Raw genomic sequence first — 13,571 nt, forward strand, 5'->3', positions numbered from 1 at the left:
CTCTGCTGCGGATTGCCTACATAGGGCGGAGGACTTATATTATGATACGAACACTTGCCGTTACGCATGCGGGCGAGATACTGACCGATCTGCTGCTTCAGGATATTGTCCTGGATGATTATGCCTGGATCTGGGCGGATTTCGCTATGCCGACGGAGGAAGAAACCTTGAGGCTGGACACGTATTTTCATTTTCACCCGCTGGCGATTGAAGACTGTATGCATGTTTTGCAGCGGCCGAAGCTGGATTATTACGAGGATGTGCAGTTCTTCGTGCTGCATTCGCTGAATGAGCGGACACTGGAGGCCGAAGAGATCGACCTGTTCCTCAGCCCGAAATTTCTCGTCTCCTACCATCATCAGGACAAGCCGGAGATGGAGGAAGCGTGGCAGATGGTCAAAGCTGAGATTCATAGCCGCAAGGGCTGGTCGGGCGGGCCGATGGCTGCTGCTTACACAGTGATGGACAAGCTGGTCGACAGGTATTTCCCGTCCCTGTATACGCTGGAGGATGAACTCGCGGATCTGGAGAGCCAGGGAGGTAACGAATCAGTGGAAGAACTGATGAGCCAGGTCTTCAATGTGCGTGGAAGGCTGCTGAAGCTGCGGCGGACGATTGTGCCGATGCGTGATCTGATGTACCGGATCGTCAATTCGCAGCATGTGCAGAGTAACGGCGAGGAGCGGGTCTACTTCGGCGATATCTACGATCATCTGCTGAAGCTGACCGACATGATTGAAGTTGACCGGGAAATGACCGCCGACCTGCGTGACAGCTATATCTCGCTCAACTCCAACCGGATGAACTCCATTATGAAGACACTCACGGTGATTACCACGGTATTCATGCCGCTGACGCTGATCGCCGGAATCTATGGAATGAACTTCAGGGTGATGCCGGAGCTGGAATGGAAATACAGCTATTTCGCAGTGCTGCTGCTTATGCTGGTGCTGGGGATCGGGATGTTCGGCTGGTTCCGGCGGAGCGGCTGGTTTAAGTAGAAGAAAAGCGCGTTAAACGCCGCCGCTTAGGAACGGCGGCGCTTAACGGAGGAAGGCCCACCGGATTTACGCTTCTTGGACGTGGTATTGCGGCGCTTCGCGGCGGGGCGTCTTTTTTTGCGCCGTTTGGGGCTATAGAGGGCTGCATCCTCTTCGGCGGCGAGCTCTCCCGCTCCGCTTCCCTTGCCTTTGCCGAACCCGCCCATCATAAGCTTCACCATCGGAGCCATCTGTGAGAAGCCCTGCATCACCTTCTGCACCTTACCCATGGTGTTGACGATTCCGTCAATACCGCCCATCCGGTCAACGATGCCCTTGATCTGTTCCATATTCGCCAGACTTCCGAGATTGCCGAGTCCGCCAAGCAGGCCTCCGGCCTTCGCGGTAGAGGCTTCTGCAGCAGGGAGCGCGAGTGCCGTATCGGTGACTTCAGCGCCGTAAGCAGGCAGCAGCTCAGGTTCTCCGGGAAGCGGTGCAGGTGTATAAGCAGATAGTCCCGGGTAAGGTGACGGATTGTAAGGTTCAGCCAGTGAACGGCCTTGCTGGCGGGAATGATTATAGTAATGCTGAGGCATAGGATCACATTCCTTCGTTAGTGGTTTGCTATACTGTATGTCATGGGCGAACAGACGGTATAGACGAATGCCCGGGTAACCGGGATACTAGCGGAAAAGGGCGGATGCCTATAGAGCGGCAGGCGGAAGTGAAGAAACCGTGTCCATGCTTGATTTCGCACGGTTTTGTAGTACTATGAGTAAGGCGGTCTAACCTGGGAGCCGGAAGTAGAGACGGGTTAACCCTGGTTATGGTGTGCGCCTGGGATGGACGTTTGTCCATCGATTTCACTCTTTACAGCGTGAAACCGTTAATGCTTGAAAAATGTGCTCCAGTACAATATAGTAGAGGCAAGATAGTCACATTAAGTTAATGTTTAGGGGATGATAGGGCGATGCAGCTAAAGAAGCTAAACGATAAAAGTATCGATCAATTATTTGAGGCTATTTTAACATTGAAAAATATGGAAGAATGTTATGTGTTCTTTGATGATCTGTGCACAGTGAACGAAATTCAATCGCTCTCACAGCGCCTTGAGGTTGCGCGGATGCTGGGCAAGGGGTCTACATATAATCAGATCGAAGCCGAGACGGGGGCCAGTACGGCCACAATTTCCCGTGTGAAGCGCTGCCTGAACTACGGCAATGACGGTTATAAGCTTACGCTGGAACGTCTGGGCCGATAATTTATGGTTCCGGGTGTATTGTTAATCAGTCACGGCTCCCGTGATCAGGCCTGGGTGTCGATGGTAGATGAGGCAGTGAGCCATCTCACGCTCCGGGAGGAGCTGCCGGTGGCAGTGGCTTTCCTTGAGCTGGTAGAAGGACGATTGATACAAGATGGAATTGATAAGCTGGAACATGCAGGGGTCACAGATATTATTGTGATCCCCTTGTTTGTGTCTTCCGGCAGTACGCATGTCGATGAGATAGAGTATGCGCTGGGCGCTAAGCCGGTTCCTGAGCGGGAGACCGACCTTGCGCCGTTCAGGGTTACCGCGAAGGTTCATTACGGATATCCGGTCGATGACGATCCCGATATTGCACAGATGCTGTGGGATAAGCTCCGGGAACTGTCGCAGCATCCCGGGCGGGAGATGGTGCTGCTGGTCGGACACGGCAGCAGGCATGACGGCTTCCGGCAGCGCTGGGAGCAGGGCATCTCTTCACTTGCCGCGCGGGTACGGGAGATAAGCGGGCTGGCTGCAGCTGATTACGGGCTGTTGAACCCGGACAGTGTAAGAAGCCGGGTGGAGCATTGGCAGGAGCAGGGCTATGATGTGCTGGTGGCTCCGCTTTTTTTGAGTGAGGGGTATTTCACCAAGGTAGTTATTCCGCAGCGGCTGGAGGGGCTGCAGTATGCCTACTCCGGCCAGACGCTGCTGCCGCATCCGCTGCTGCCGCGCTGGATTCAGCGGCAGGTGGAAGCAGCGCTCCAGCGTCTTGAGGGTCAGCGTTAATTCGTAAGCGGGTAATGTAGCTGGCCCCTGACATTGCTTGTGGGGTACAGAATTGGGTATAATCAGTAAAGTTATCCATTATATAAACAGGTGGCGTTCCGGTAATGAAAACTGCGAGATTGATTTATAATCCCACTTCTGGTCGGGAAGAAATGAAAAGACGACTCGCCGATATTCTAGACCGGCTGGATATGGGCGGTATCGAAGCTACCTGCCATGCAACAACGGGAGAGGGCGATGCTACTGCGGCTGCAGCCCAAGCTGTGGAACGCGGCACTTATGATCTGATCATAGCTGCCGGAGGCGACGGTACGCTTAATGAAGTGATTAACGGGATGGCGGAGAAGCCGAACCTTCCCCCGCTCGGCATATTGCCGCTGGGAACGACGAATGATTTCGCGCGGGCCATGGGCATTCCGAAGAATTGGGAGGAAGCCTGCGACCTGATTCTGCGTCAGGAAGCGCGCCTGATCGATCTCGGCAAAGCCAATGACCGTTACTTCATTAATATAGCAGGCGGCGGACAACTGACGGAGCTGACCTATGAGGTCCCCAGCAAGCTGAAGACCATGATGGGTCAGCTTGCCTATTACCTGAAGGGGATCGAGAAGATGGCCAGCCTTGCTCCGCAAGAGCTGTACATCCGCGCGAACGGCCAGGAGATGATCCATGACGAGTTCATGCTCTTCCTGATCGCCAATACGAATTCGGTCGGCGGCTTCGAGAAGCTGGCTCCGGGTGCGCGCATCGATGACGGCTTGCTCGATGTTATTGCCGTTAAGAAATGCAACCTGGCCGAGTTCATCCGGCTGGTGCGTCTAACCATTCGCGGAGATCACCTGAATGACAAGAAGGTTATCCATTTCCGCACCGATGCCATGGAGGTAACCTCTCCCGGCTACGTACAGCTGAACCTGGACGGCGAGCTGGGCGGCACCTTGCCGGGCAACTTCAGCATCCTGCCGCAGCATCTGCGGATTTTTGCGCAGAATTAATCGTGAAGAACATGAAAGAAGTGAACCTATACACATGAATAAACACCGCAGCGGACGCAGCGCAAGCCGCCGGGAACAAAGGCCGGCCGCTGTGGCCGGATTGCCAGTGAACAAGAATGAGGAGGTCCTGCTCGATATCATCGGCATGACCCATGAAGGGGAAGGGGTAGGCCGCGTCGAAGGCTTTACCCTTTTTGTGCAGGGCGCACTCCCCGGTGAGAAGGTCCGGGCCAGAGTGCTGAAGACCAAGAAGCAGTATGGCTACGCCAAGCTGCTGGAGCTGGTGCAGGCCAGCCCCGACCGCATCGCGCCACCCTGCCCTATCTATGATCAATGCGGCGGCTGCCAGCTGCAGCATATGGACTACACCGCGCAGCTCGCATGGAAGCGGCAACTGGTGGTGGACAACCTGCAGCGGATCGGAAAGCTGGAAGTGGCTGGTGTGCCAAGTAGAGGAGTAGTGGGCGGTAGCGTTGATACGGATGTTGCAAATGCAGGGGCAGAGCTTGCGGCGGTTGAAGGTGGTAGTGCGGGCGATGCAAGTTACCTGGCTGAAGGCATCCGCGTGCTGCCTACGCTCGGCATGGACGAGCCCTGGCGCTACCGCAACAAGGCACAGGTGCCTATCGGGGTAACCGACGGCGGTCTGGTCGGCGGCTTCTACGCACGCGGCAGTCACCGGATCATCGACATGGAGACTTGTCTGATCCAGCATGAGGACAACGACAAGGTCGTTGCCACCGTCAAGAGCCTCGGCCGTGAGCTGGGCATCACCGCCTATGACGAAGAGACCGGCCGCGGCCTGCTCCGCCATGTAGTGGTGAAGAAGGCGTTCCGCACCGGCCAGATGATGCTGGTGCTGGTCACGAACGGCCGGGATATCCCGCACCTGGACGCCTGGCTCGGCAGTATCCGCGAGCAGCTTCCGGCAGTGGTCAGCATCTGCCAGAACATCAACACCCAGCGCACCAATGTCATCTTCGGCAACGATACCCGCGTATTGTGGGGCAGCGAGGTCATTTACGACTACATTGGCGAGGTGCAGTTCGCGATCTCGGCACGGTCCTTCTACCAGGTGAACCCGGCGCAGACCGAGGTGCTGTATGGCAGAACTCTGGAATACGCTGCCCTCACCGGCAAAGAGACTGTGATTGATGCGTATTGCGGCATCGGCACCATCTCGTTATTCCTGGCCCAGCATGCGGATCAGGTGTATGGTGTAGAAATCGTGCCCGAAGCCATCGAGGACGCCCGCGCCAACGCGAAGCTGAACGGCATGAACAACGTGAAGTTCGAAGTGGGCGCTTCGGAGGATGTCATCCCGGCCTGGAAAGAGCAGGGCATCACCCCGGACGTCATCGTCGTCGATCCCCCGCGCAAGGGCTGCGACCCGCGCCTGCTGGAGACCATCCTGCTGATGCAGCCGGAGCGTGTCGTGTACGTGTCGTGCAACCCATCCACCCTGGCCCGCGACCTGCGGGTGCTGGAGGATGGGGGCTACCGGACGGTGGAGGTTACGCCGGTGGACATGTTCCCGCATACGGTGCATGTGGAAAGTGTGGCTTGGCTCGAGCTGAAGTAGGTGATAATTCGACATAAAAGAAAGCAAGAAGGCGCTCGGGAATTACTCTCCCCGAAGCGTCTTTATTTTTGCGCTTTTGCTTGCTATTCTGTGATGATGTTGTTCAGCAGCCTCTCTTTTCTGTATAAAGCTGCTGCAGAAATCTGCCCTTAATGTGGGATTACCCGCCTTATCCGGATGCGCCTATCAAACTATAATCAGGTTGTAAGCGAATACAAAAGAGATGGCAGAGTCTTTTCTAAAAAATATGAAAGAGGTGTTTATTTATGTTAAGGAAGTTAAAGTTATTAAGTGCATTATTAATTTTTTGTATGGCCAATCTGTTACCTGTCTTTCCTTTGACAGCAAGCGCGGCGGGTACAATTGTAAGCTATCCATTACCGTCAATCTATACCACGACCAGTCAATACACGGTAACAGCAGACTCTACCAATATACCGGTCATCGACACTTCGGCGGTATTTGTAAACTATAATTATTGTAATTTCTCTTTTTCAGGTACAACTACAATCACAATAACAGCAAGCGAGCCCATCAATACCTATAATATTTCACCCAAAGCTTTGGGAATCACTGCAACCAAGAGCGGAAATACCCTTACCTTTACCCTTTCATCACCAACCTATCTTATCGTTAAAATCAATAACCTGAAGGATCTGGTTATCGCGGCAGATGCGCTTGAAACCAATGTTCCGGCGTCATCCGGTACAGGGATATACAATGTTAAAACCGGGTACGGTGCTGACAGTACCGGTGCTACTTTGGCTACACCTGCCATACAGAATGCCATCAATGCGGCTAACGCAGCAGGCGGCGGTATCGTATACGTTCCAGCCGGAGTGTATAAGAGCGGTAACATTGTTCTAAAAAGCAATGTCTCGGTTTATCTGGAGGGTGGTTCTGTTATAAGGGGGTCAGGAAATCCAAGCGATTACACTACCCATTTCCATAAGAATTCCCTGAATAAGGATGGGACATGGTTTATTTATACCGAAACCAATGCCAACAATATTAAGATATACGGCAGGGGAACGATTGACGGTAATGGCCATTATATGAGAAATACAAACAATTATCTGAACAATATTCTTGTACCCTTGCAGTGCAGCAACTTCACGGTTGACGGCATAACCATCAGAGACAGCGGCGGCTGGGCTACAATCGTTACAAGATCCAATAACGTAACCTTCCAGAATACCAAGCACTTCAACAACAATGAACTTGATTATGAGAATGATGCAATAGACATCCAAGAGAGCCAGAATGTACTCATCAAGCACACTGTTGCAGTATCGGAGGATGACACCTACTCCTTTAAGACCTGGGATGTAGCCACTACGGATATCGCTGCCAACTGGCCGGGAACTCCTGAGAACCAGTCCAATGTAGTTGTCGATGATGCTTTGGCCTGGAGCAGATGTGGAGCATTCAAGGTTGGAGATGGAGTGAAACAGCTTCAGGATGGCATCGTGGTTAAAAACTCTTTTGTATACAGATGCTGGCGCGCTTTAGCGGTAGGTCATCTGTATGGAACTCCGGCAGCACAGAACATTGTATTTGACAATATCGATGTAGAAGGCTTCTGGCCAAGATCCGGTGTTCACTCCAGATGGTTTGATCTTTCGGCCAAAACCGGCCCGATCAAAAATGTGGTCTATAATAATATCAATTTACGCGCTTTGGGTGAAGTTTCCATCATGAAGGGCTGGAGTGACACTGCTACTGTCTCGGGAGTTACTTTAAACAATGTCCGCGTCGGTGGAGTTGCGGTGAATAATTTGACAGATTTGAAAATAACAGATACGAACAGCTATGCTGCAGATCCCAAATTCAACACATTGAAATTTGAAGCGGAAGGCTATAACCTTAGTTCAGGTGTTATTTCCTATGAGGCAAGCACGGATGGCGGGCTGGATGTTGGCGGAGGAAGTAATGGCGACTATATCGCATTTAAAAACGTAGACTTTGGCACTACCGCTAAAACAAGTATTGATCTGAAGGTTGCATCTGCTAACTCCGGCGGAAGAATCGAATTCCACTTGGACAGCCCTACAGGCACGATGCTGGGTTATTGGACAGCAGAAAGCACCGGCGGATGGCAGTCATGGTCCCTCAAGAATATCCCGATTAATGCCGGGACAGCGGTAGGAACCCATACGGTATATGTTACTTTTGTGAAGTCAGATTCAACCACAGTTGCAAATTTAACCTGGTTCCAGTTCAAATAAAATGCAAACGGTTTGATGTAATTGCAATAAGATGGATCAAGGGGTATATCAAATGATATACCTCTTTATTCAGCTAAAGGACGTCCTCACTAGTGTTGCCTAAAATTTAAAATTGTTGACAATTGGTATATTTGCAATTTATACTAAACATATCCATTTACGGGTGTCATTCACCGTAGTGAAGTAGAGCATTTTCAGCAGGGCTTTATCGCTTGGGAAAATGCTTTTTTCTGCTTTTCATTCCTGCACCGAGTCATATTCCGCCTCCAGCATTCATTGCAGCATCTCTGCAAACAACTCTTTTAGTGCGTATGCACATTGTCCATCGTTTTGAGATTATTCTCCTTCACACTCACTTTCACCTGCTCATTACTGAATATCACCATGTATGCTGTCCTCTCTAATCAGCCTTTCTAAAGATTATCTAACGGAGGAAACAGGATGTCTAAATCAATAGAATCTATCTTGAGAGATGAAGTTTTTGCTGAGCTGGACATCGAGTATCCGGAAGACCACAATACCCCTTTGTTGGATCAAGGGATCGATTCGGTGGGCTTCATCAAGCTTATTGTTTCAATAGAATCGAAGTTTAACATCTCGATCCCTGATGAGGATCTGTTGTTTGAGAAGTTCTCCACGGCTGGATTAATCCTTAATTATTTGACCGGGAAAACGATATGATGACTATCATTCAGCGTTTATTCATGGAGGCTTGTGATCGCAAGGATCAAATTATCCTTCAAGATCTAAAGCAGCAGTGGACTTATGCGGAAGTGATGACAGAAGCATACTTAATTGCTTTATATATCAAAAAGAACTTTGAGCTTGAGGCCGGCAGCCATCTTGCAGTCTACACAAATAATGAGCCCTTGTTCATTACTGCGGCGCTTGGCATTCAGTTCAGCGGTCATGTGCTGGTACCGGTTCCGTACTCGGCTTCCATCATGGAGATTGAACATATCCTACATGCCAGTGATACCAAGCTGGTTATCAGCAAATATGCACAGCCTGCGCGTTTAAATCGCCATATTTATTGGGTTACCGCTCAGGATTTCTCGCAAGAACCGGTGCCTTCGTTTGAATCGATCTCGCTCACGAATCCGTCCGATCCCAATTCATGTTCTATTCTCCTTCCTACATCGGGCACAACCGGACCATCTAAAATCGTTATGTTATCCCATGAGAATGTATTAACGAATGCGTTGGCACATGGAAGAGAGGTGGGTTATACGGATCAAGATTCGTTTCTTGTAACGATGCCCGTTCATTTCAGTTCTACAATTGTCACGCAATTGATTTCTTGTATGCTATTTGGAACCCGAATTAGGCTTATCAGCTTGCCCTTGCTGCCGCGCACAGCGTTTAGACTGTTTCAGAATAAGGCGGTCACGGCATTCTCAGCGGTGCCTACGCAATTGATGCACTTTATTTCCGATTATCATCAGACAACCAACTGGAGTGCCTTTGATTCCATTGAATTTATTGTTATAAGCGGTGCGCCGATTCCCGCGAAATTAGTAGACAATCTTCAGACTGTATTTCCCCAAGCGGACATTATTCAAACCTACGGATTGACAGAAGCTTCTCCTAGGGTGAGTATGATGGACCGTGGAGAGCGCTGCTTATCCTGTGGATCACCCATCAGTGACGTTTCTATTCGGCTTGTTGACGAAGAAGAGAATGAGGTTGAAGGAGCCGCTATCGGAGAAGTTTGGGTCAAGGGCCCAAATGTGATGCTCGGTTATTACAACAACCCGGAGTTAACGAACGCTACCATTGTTGAGGGTTGGTTAAAGACAGGAGACTTGGGATATTGGAATGAATCAGGGTGTCTCATCATTACAGGCAGAAAGAAAAATATCATTATATCCGGCGGTATCAATATTTATCCGGAAGAAATCGAAGAGTTTTTATATGGTTTGAAAGAAGTGGAGGAAGTCATGATTGTTGGTGTGCACGATGATCTATTAGGCGAAGTACCCATCGCATTTCTGAAAGTTTGTGAAGAATGTCTGGTTGATCTAGATGCGCTGACACAACATTGCAACTTGCATTTGTCTTCGTATAAGGTACCTAGACAATGGAGGATTGTAGATGAAATTCCAAAAACAAAAACAGGAAAACTGGACAGGGCAAGTACGAAGTGCTTATTGCTAAATGAGTAGGGGTGAACGAAATGTTGAAGAATACAACTCAAACATTGCGCAGCGAAATATTGCCGGTCAGTTATCCGATGATTACAACCTATACGCAGCATGCCCATCTCTTGTCCATACTTACCCACTACGAGTGCGCGCACCCATGGATATTCAGCAATTATATTCAATTATTTATTAACAAAGATTATAAACATCATTGGGGAGATTTCTATTTCCCTCTGGCGTATGAGCTGCGGCCTTCGGATGGTTGCAAATGGATTTCGACTCAGAAGATACATAGAGATACTGTAACGACTAAATGGGACTCTGTTATTCATTTTATTATAGAAAATATTAATGCCAATAACTATATCCACACCATGATCAATTATTTCTATGTGCCCTTAAGCGACCGATATCATAGACTCCAATTGCATCATGACATATTGGTGTACGGCTATGATTTAGATCGTGAGATATTGTATGTTTCCGATTTCTTTAAGAACGGCGTGTACAGTCAGGCTGAGATCTCATTTGCCGATTTCAATCTTGCGTTCAACACTAATCATCTGACAACCAATCATGATTATCTTAGAGAAATGGTGTATCTGTATACATTCAATGGCCAACATCAGGATAAATTCAGTGCAGATACCCTAATAAATTCTATAAGAAATTATTTCACTATGAAAACGCCCGAGTATTGGGAGATGTTCAACTATGAGGGCGACAGGGATCATCTTGACTTCGGCATGCAAATATACACCACTCTAGTTAATTATGTGAGAGAGACAGCGGAACATAAGGCTATGCTTGATATAAGACCCTTTCATTTACTTTATGATCATAAGAAGATAATGACGCTAAGATTCAAGTATTTGTACGATCATCGGCATCTAAATCAATTAAATCAAGAGCATATAGATGAATTCACAGCCATTGAGCTTAAGGCAAAGATCCTTGTGAATGTAGCAATGAAATATAATTTGACAAGGGACACGAGGATGTCCAAAAGCTTACAAACGCTGATTACGAATATAGAAAATGAAGAATCCATATTCCTTGAACGATGGCTGAATCAGGTAGGCATTCAGTAACATCGAGGGCGCAGTGGATGTCAGCCAGGTATATCTATGGAGGGAGTGATGCCGGGATTATAATCGTTTCGGTACAGCGTATGGAATAAGCACAACCACCACGTATCCACTCACCTCAAGCACCGTTCACCAACCTTAGGCAATGGGGGGATCTTTATTTTCATTGTATTAACAGGAGTCGCAGGCTTCATCGGTTCCAACCTTGCCGAGAGGCTGCTGCGGGAAGGACATACCGTTATCGGGGTCGATAATTTTCTGACCGGGTCCCCTGTCAACATGGACAATCTCTTGCGGTCGCCAAATTTCAGGTTTATCGAGCATGACGTCATTTATCCGCTCGCAGTTGAAGGCCCGGTCGATTGGGTGATGCATTTCGCAAGTCCTGCCAGCCCGCCCAAATATTTGTCCTATCCGATCGAAACGATGAGGGTCAACAGCGAAGGAACGATGCATCTGCTGCAACTGGCCAAAGAAAAGCAGGCTGCCTTCTTCTTGGCTTCAACAAGCGAGATCTACGGCAACCCAACCGTTCACCCTCAGCCGGAGAGCTACTATGGCAACGTGAATTCGATTGGATCAAGAAGCTGCTACAACGAAGCGAAGCGGTATGCAGAGGCGATCACCTACTGGATGAACAGGAAATACGGCATACCGGTAAGGGTCATTCGAATCTTCAATACATTCGGCCCGAAGATGGATTTATATGACGGACGTGTCATTACCAATTTCATTAATCAAATCATGTCCAAGCGCAACCTTACGATTTATGGCGACGGCAGACAGACGAGAAGCTTTCAGTATATCGACGATTTGCTGGAAGGGATTATAAGACTGCTGGGCACCACGTATGAACAGCCAGTCAATTTGGGGAATCCGCAGGAAGTCACCATACTTGAAGTCGCCCAAGTATTGAAGGAGCTCATGAAGTCCAACGCGCAGATCGAGTTTCTCCCGCTGCCGGAAGACGATCCCAGGAGAAGGAAGCCGGATATTACCGTATCAAGGACGATTATGGACTGGGAACCGGCGATCGGTTTGCAGGATGCACTCGCTAGAACGATCCATTATTACCAAGGTCAATATATCCATTAAACAGGAGGTACCTATGCAAGAACAGATCATAGCGATGATAAGCGAAATCAAGGACGACGCCCAGCTGGCAAACCGCTTGAACGAGCATTCCAGCATCATGGAAGACGGGGGACTCGACTCGTTACAGCTAATTACTTTCTTATTAAAGGTGGAAGAGCGTTTCGATATTGAAATCGATTTTGAACAATTCGACTTCGATTTTTTGGAGTCGGTTACAACCTTCTGCAATTATATCTCGGAGCTGCAGAAGACGGCATCTGTATGAACGATAGACGTAAGGATGTCTGGGAGTTTATGGGTAAGCGGAAAGTAACGATTCTATGCTCGGGTTTCGGTCTGGGGTTCTATATTCCCGGCCTATTAGCTGCAAGCGGTTTCAAAAAGAGGGATATCGCGACGGAAGTGCTCGTGTTCGAAAGCTATCTGGAGCAAGACAAAAGGGATCATATTGCAGACAGCAGGAAGGCTTACCACAATGATTTCGCGCTTGCCAATTTTTCGGCCCGAATGCCGATGGATATCCGGGGCAGCATTGATTATGCCCAGGTAGAGCTATTGCTGGAGGCGTGGAAAGCGGAAGAACGGTACGAGTTCATATCACTATCCGGACACTGGGGCTATATTCTGGATTTGTACAGGGAGAAGATGCTGCCGAATCCAATTCATGTAGACCTGCTCTACGTCGATTCAGATCTGGCCCCGTCTTGGAAGAGCCTGAAGAAGTATCATCCCCGGTATGACGAGCATTATTACAATGCTTGTCTCTATGACACCGATAAGATGGCGATTCGATACGAAATCCCGGTTCCTCTTGGTACGCCAATACCCTTCGAATCAAGGAAGCGGCGGCTTGTTGTTCATGGCGGCGGCTGGGGGATGGGCACTTATCAGAGTAAAGTTCCAGAGCTTGTCGGCCATAACTACGGGCTTGATATCGTAGCTTATGATTGGAATGAAGCGAAGCCTGATCCCGATCACCGGTATTGGATGAACGATCCGGAATGGTGTGCATGGGTGAAGAGTGCGAACGGCCTGCACGAGTTTCCGCCATACATTGAAATAGCGGGAGAAGATACGAATTCATACGCCGCTAAGGCTGATCATCATTGGTTATTTGACGTCGCTTCGGAGGCGATGGCTATCGTGGCTAAGCCGGGAGCGGGCACATTGATCGACTCGCTTGCCTCCGAAACCCCTCTTATTCTGCTGGAGCCGTTCGGCAGTCATGAGCTTAGCAATCTGGAATTGTGGGAGTCGCTTGGGTTCGGAATACGTTATGAGAAGTGGCGGGAGATGGATTTTTCCGTAGATGTCCTTAAGGAGATGCATCAAGCGATCAAGAACAGACCCGGAGAACGGATGGATTATGTGGATCATTATTGTTCGAGAGTCGCGTTAATGAAGAGGTAAGATTTCAATGGCAG

Annotated in this window: 13 protein-coding genes; 12 read left to right on the forward strand and 1 reads right to left on the reverse strand. The window is 49.3% G+C overall.

Translation table 11 applies throughout. The features are described from left to right. The first annotated feature begins 41 nt into the window (after positions 1–41). Complete coding sequence (corA, locus tag NYE26_RS01870) at positions 42–1,001, forward strand: magnesium/cobalt transporter CorA (protein ID WP_036730901.1); 960 nt, start codon at positions 42–44, stop codon at positions 999–1,001. 26 nt (positions 1,002–1,027) lie between these two features. Here corA and NYE26_RS01875 read toward each other — a convergent pair whose 3' ends face one another. After that, complete coding sequence (locus NYE26_RS01875; RefSeq protein WP_076080210.1) at positions 1,028–1,576, reverse strand: hypothetical protein; 549 nt, start codon at positions 1,574–1,576, stop codon at positions 1,028–1,030. 374 nt (positions 1,577–1,950) lie between these two features. Between NYE26_RS01875 and NYE26_RS01880 the strand changes: the two genes are divergently transcribed. The 11 genes from NYE26_RS01880 to NYE26_RS01930 all read left to right on the forward strand — a co-directional run bounded on the left by NYE26_RS01880 (position 1,951) and on the right by NYE26_RS01930 (position 13,557). Further along, complete coding sequence (locus NYE26_RS01880) at positions 1,951–2,241, forward strand: YerC/YecD family TrpR-related protein (protein WP_019913624.1); 291 nt, start codon at positions 1,951–1,953, stop codon at positions 2,239–2,241. Between the two features lie 3 nt (positions 2,242–2,244). Next, the gene (locus NYE26_RS01885) at positions 2,245–3,015 is read left to right on the forward strand and encodes a CbiX/SirB N-terminal domain-containing protein (protein ID WP_339253469.1); all 771 of its coding nucleotides are present in this window, start codon (positions 2,245–2,247) and stop codon (positions 3,013–3,015) included. Between the two features lie 104 nt (positions 3,016–3,119). Further along, entirely contained in the window at positions 3,120–4,010 is an 891-nt protein-coding gene (locus NYE26_RS01890) for a diacylglycerol kinase (RefSeq protein ID WP_076080215.1), read from the forward strand. A gap of 34 nt (positions 4,011–4,044) precedes the next feature. Further along, a complete protein-coding gene (gene rlmD, locus NYE26_RS01895) occupies positions 4,045–5,592 on the forward strand; it encodes a 23S rRNA (uracil(1939)-C(5))-methyltransferase RlmD (RefSeq protein WP_339253471.1) in 1,548 nt (515 codons plus the stop codon). A 311-nt stretch (positions 5,593–5,903) separates the two neighbouring features. Next, entirely contained in the window at positions 5,904–7,820 is a 1,917-nt protein-coding gene (locus tag NYE26_RS01900) for a carbohydrate-binding protein (protein WP_339253473.1), read from the forward strand. 441 nt (positions 7,821–8,261) lie between these two features. Then, positions 8,262–8,501: a phosphopantetheine-binding protein gene (locus NYE26_RS01905; protein ID WP_339253475.1), complete on the forward strand. Its 240-nt coding sequence runs from the start codon at positions 8,262–8,264 to the stop codon at positions 8,499–8,501. Beyond that, a complete protein-coding gene (locus tag NYE26_RS01910; protein WP_339253476.1) occupies positions 8,498–9,985 on the forward strand; it encodes a class I adenylate-forming enzyme family protein in 1,488 nt (495 codons plus the stop codon). Before NYE26_RS01905 ends, NYE26_RS01910 begins: the two co-directional genes overlap by 4 nt. Before the next feature lie 11 nt (positions 9,986–9,996). Then, positions 9,997–11,055: a hypothetical protein gene (locus tag NYE26_RS01915; protein ID WP_339253478.1), complete on the forward strand. Its 1,059-nt coding sequence runs from the start codon at positions 9,997–9,999 to the stop codon at positions 11,053–11,055. Positions 11,056–11,217: 162 nt separating this feature from the next. Then, on the forward strand, positions 11,218–12,147 hold the full coding sequence (locus NYE26_RS01920; protein WP_339257288.1) for an NAD-dependent epimerase/dehydratase family protein: 930 nt from the start codon (positions 11,218–11,220) through the stop codon (positions 12,145–12,147). A 13-nt stretch (positions 12,148–12,160) separates the two neighbouring features. Beyond that, positions 12,161–12,412, forward strand: a complete 252-nt coding sequence (locus NYE26_RS01925; RefSeq protein WP_036730883.1) for an acyl carrier protein — start codon at positions 12,161–12,163, stop codon at positions 12,410–12,412. Beyond that, positions 12,409–13,557 (forward strand): UDP-glucuronosyltransferase, encoded by a 1,149-nt coding sequence (locus NYE26_RS01930; RefSeq protein WP_339253479.1) that lies wholly within the window; start codon positions 12,409–12,411, stop codon positions 13,555–13,557. The genes NYE26_RS01925 and NYE26_RS01930 overlap by 4 nt, the downstream gene beginning before the upstream one ends. The last annotated feature ends 14 nt before the right edge of the window (positions 13,558–13,571 follow it).

The organism is Paenibacillus sp. FSL P2-0136 (assembly GCF_037975325.1).
Lineage (GTDB): Bacteria > Bacillota > Bacilli > Paenibacillales > Paenibacillaceae > Paenibacillus_AQ > Paenibacillus_AQ silagei.

What these genes read in the sequence shown, in the direction of transcription:
- rlmD (WP_339253471.1), top strand. Translation starts at nt 4,045, where the DNA reads ATGAATAAACACCGCAGCGGACGCAGCGCAAGCCGCCGGGAACAAAGG.
- NYE26_RS01885 (WP_339253469.1), top strand. Translation starts at nt 2,245, where the DNA reads ATGGTTCCGGGTGTATTGTTAATCAGTCACGGCTCCCGTGATCAGGCC.
- NYE26_RS01880 (WP_019913624.1), top strand. Translation starts at nt 1,951, where the DNA reads ATGCAGCTAAAGAAGCTAAACGATAAAAGTATCGATCAATTATTTGAG.
- NYE26_RS01890 (WP_076080215.1), top strand. Translation starts at nt 3,120, where the DNA reads ATGAAAACTGCGAGATTGATTTATAATCCCACTTCTGGTCGGGAAGAA.
- corA (WP_036730901.1), top strand. Translation starts at nt 42, where the DNA reads ATGATACGAACACTTGCCGTTACGCATGCGGGCGAGATACTGACCGAT.
- NYE26_RS01900 (WP_339253473.1), top strand. Translation starts at nt 5,904, where the DNA reads ATGGCCAATCTGTTACCTGTCTTTCCTTTGACAGCAAGCGCGGCGGGT.
- NYE26_RS01875 (WP_076080210.1), bottom strand. Translation starts at nt 1,576, where the DNA reads ATGCCTCAGCATTACTATAATCATTCCCGCCAGCAAGGCCGTTCACTG.
- NYE26_RS01925 (WP_036730883.1), top strand. Translation starts at nt 12,161, where the DNA reads ATGCAAGAACAGATCATAGCGATGATAAGCGAAATCAAGGACGACGCC.
- NYE26_RS01910 (WP_339253476.1), top strand. Translation starts at nt 8,498, where the DNA reads ATGATGACTATCATTCAGCGTTTATTCATGGAGGCTTGTGATCGCAAG.
- NYE26_RS01905 (WP_339253475.1), top strand. Translation starts at nt 8,262, where the DNA reads ATGTCTAAATCAATAGAATCTATCTTGAGAGATGAAGTTTTTGCTGAG.
- NYE26_RS01930 (WP_339253479.1), top strand. Translation starts at nt 12,409, where the DNA reads ATGAACGATAGACGTAAGGATGTCTGGGAGTTTATGGGTAAGCGGAAA.
- NYE26_RS01915 (WP_339253478.1), top strand. Translation starts at nt 9,997, where the DNA reads ATGTTGAAGAATACAACTCAAACATTGCGCAGCGAAATATTGCCGGTC.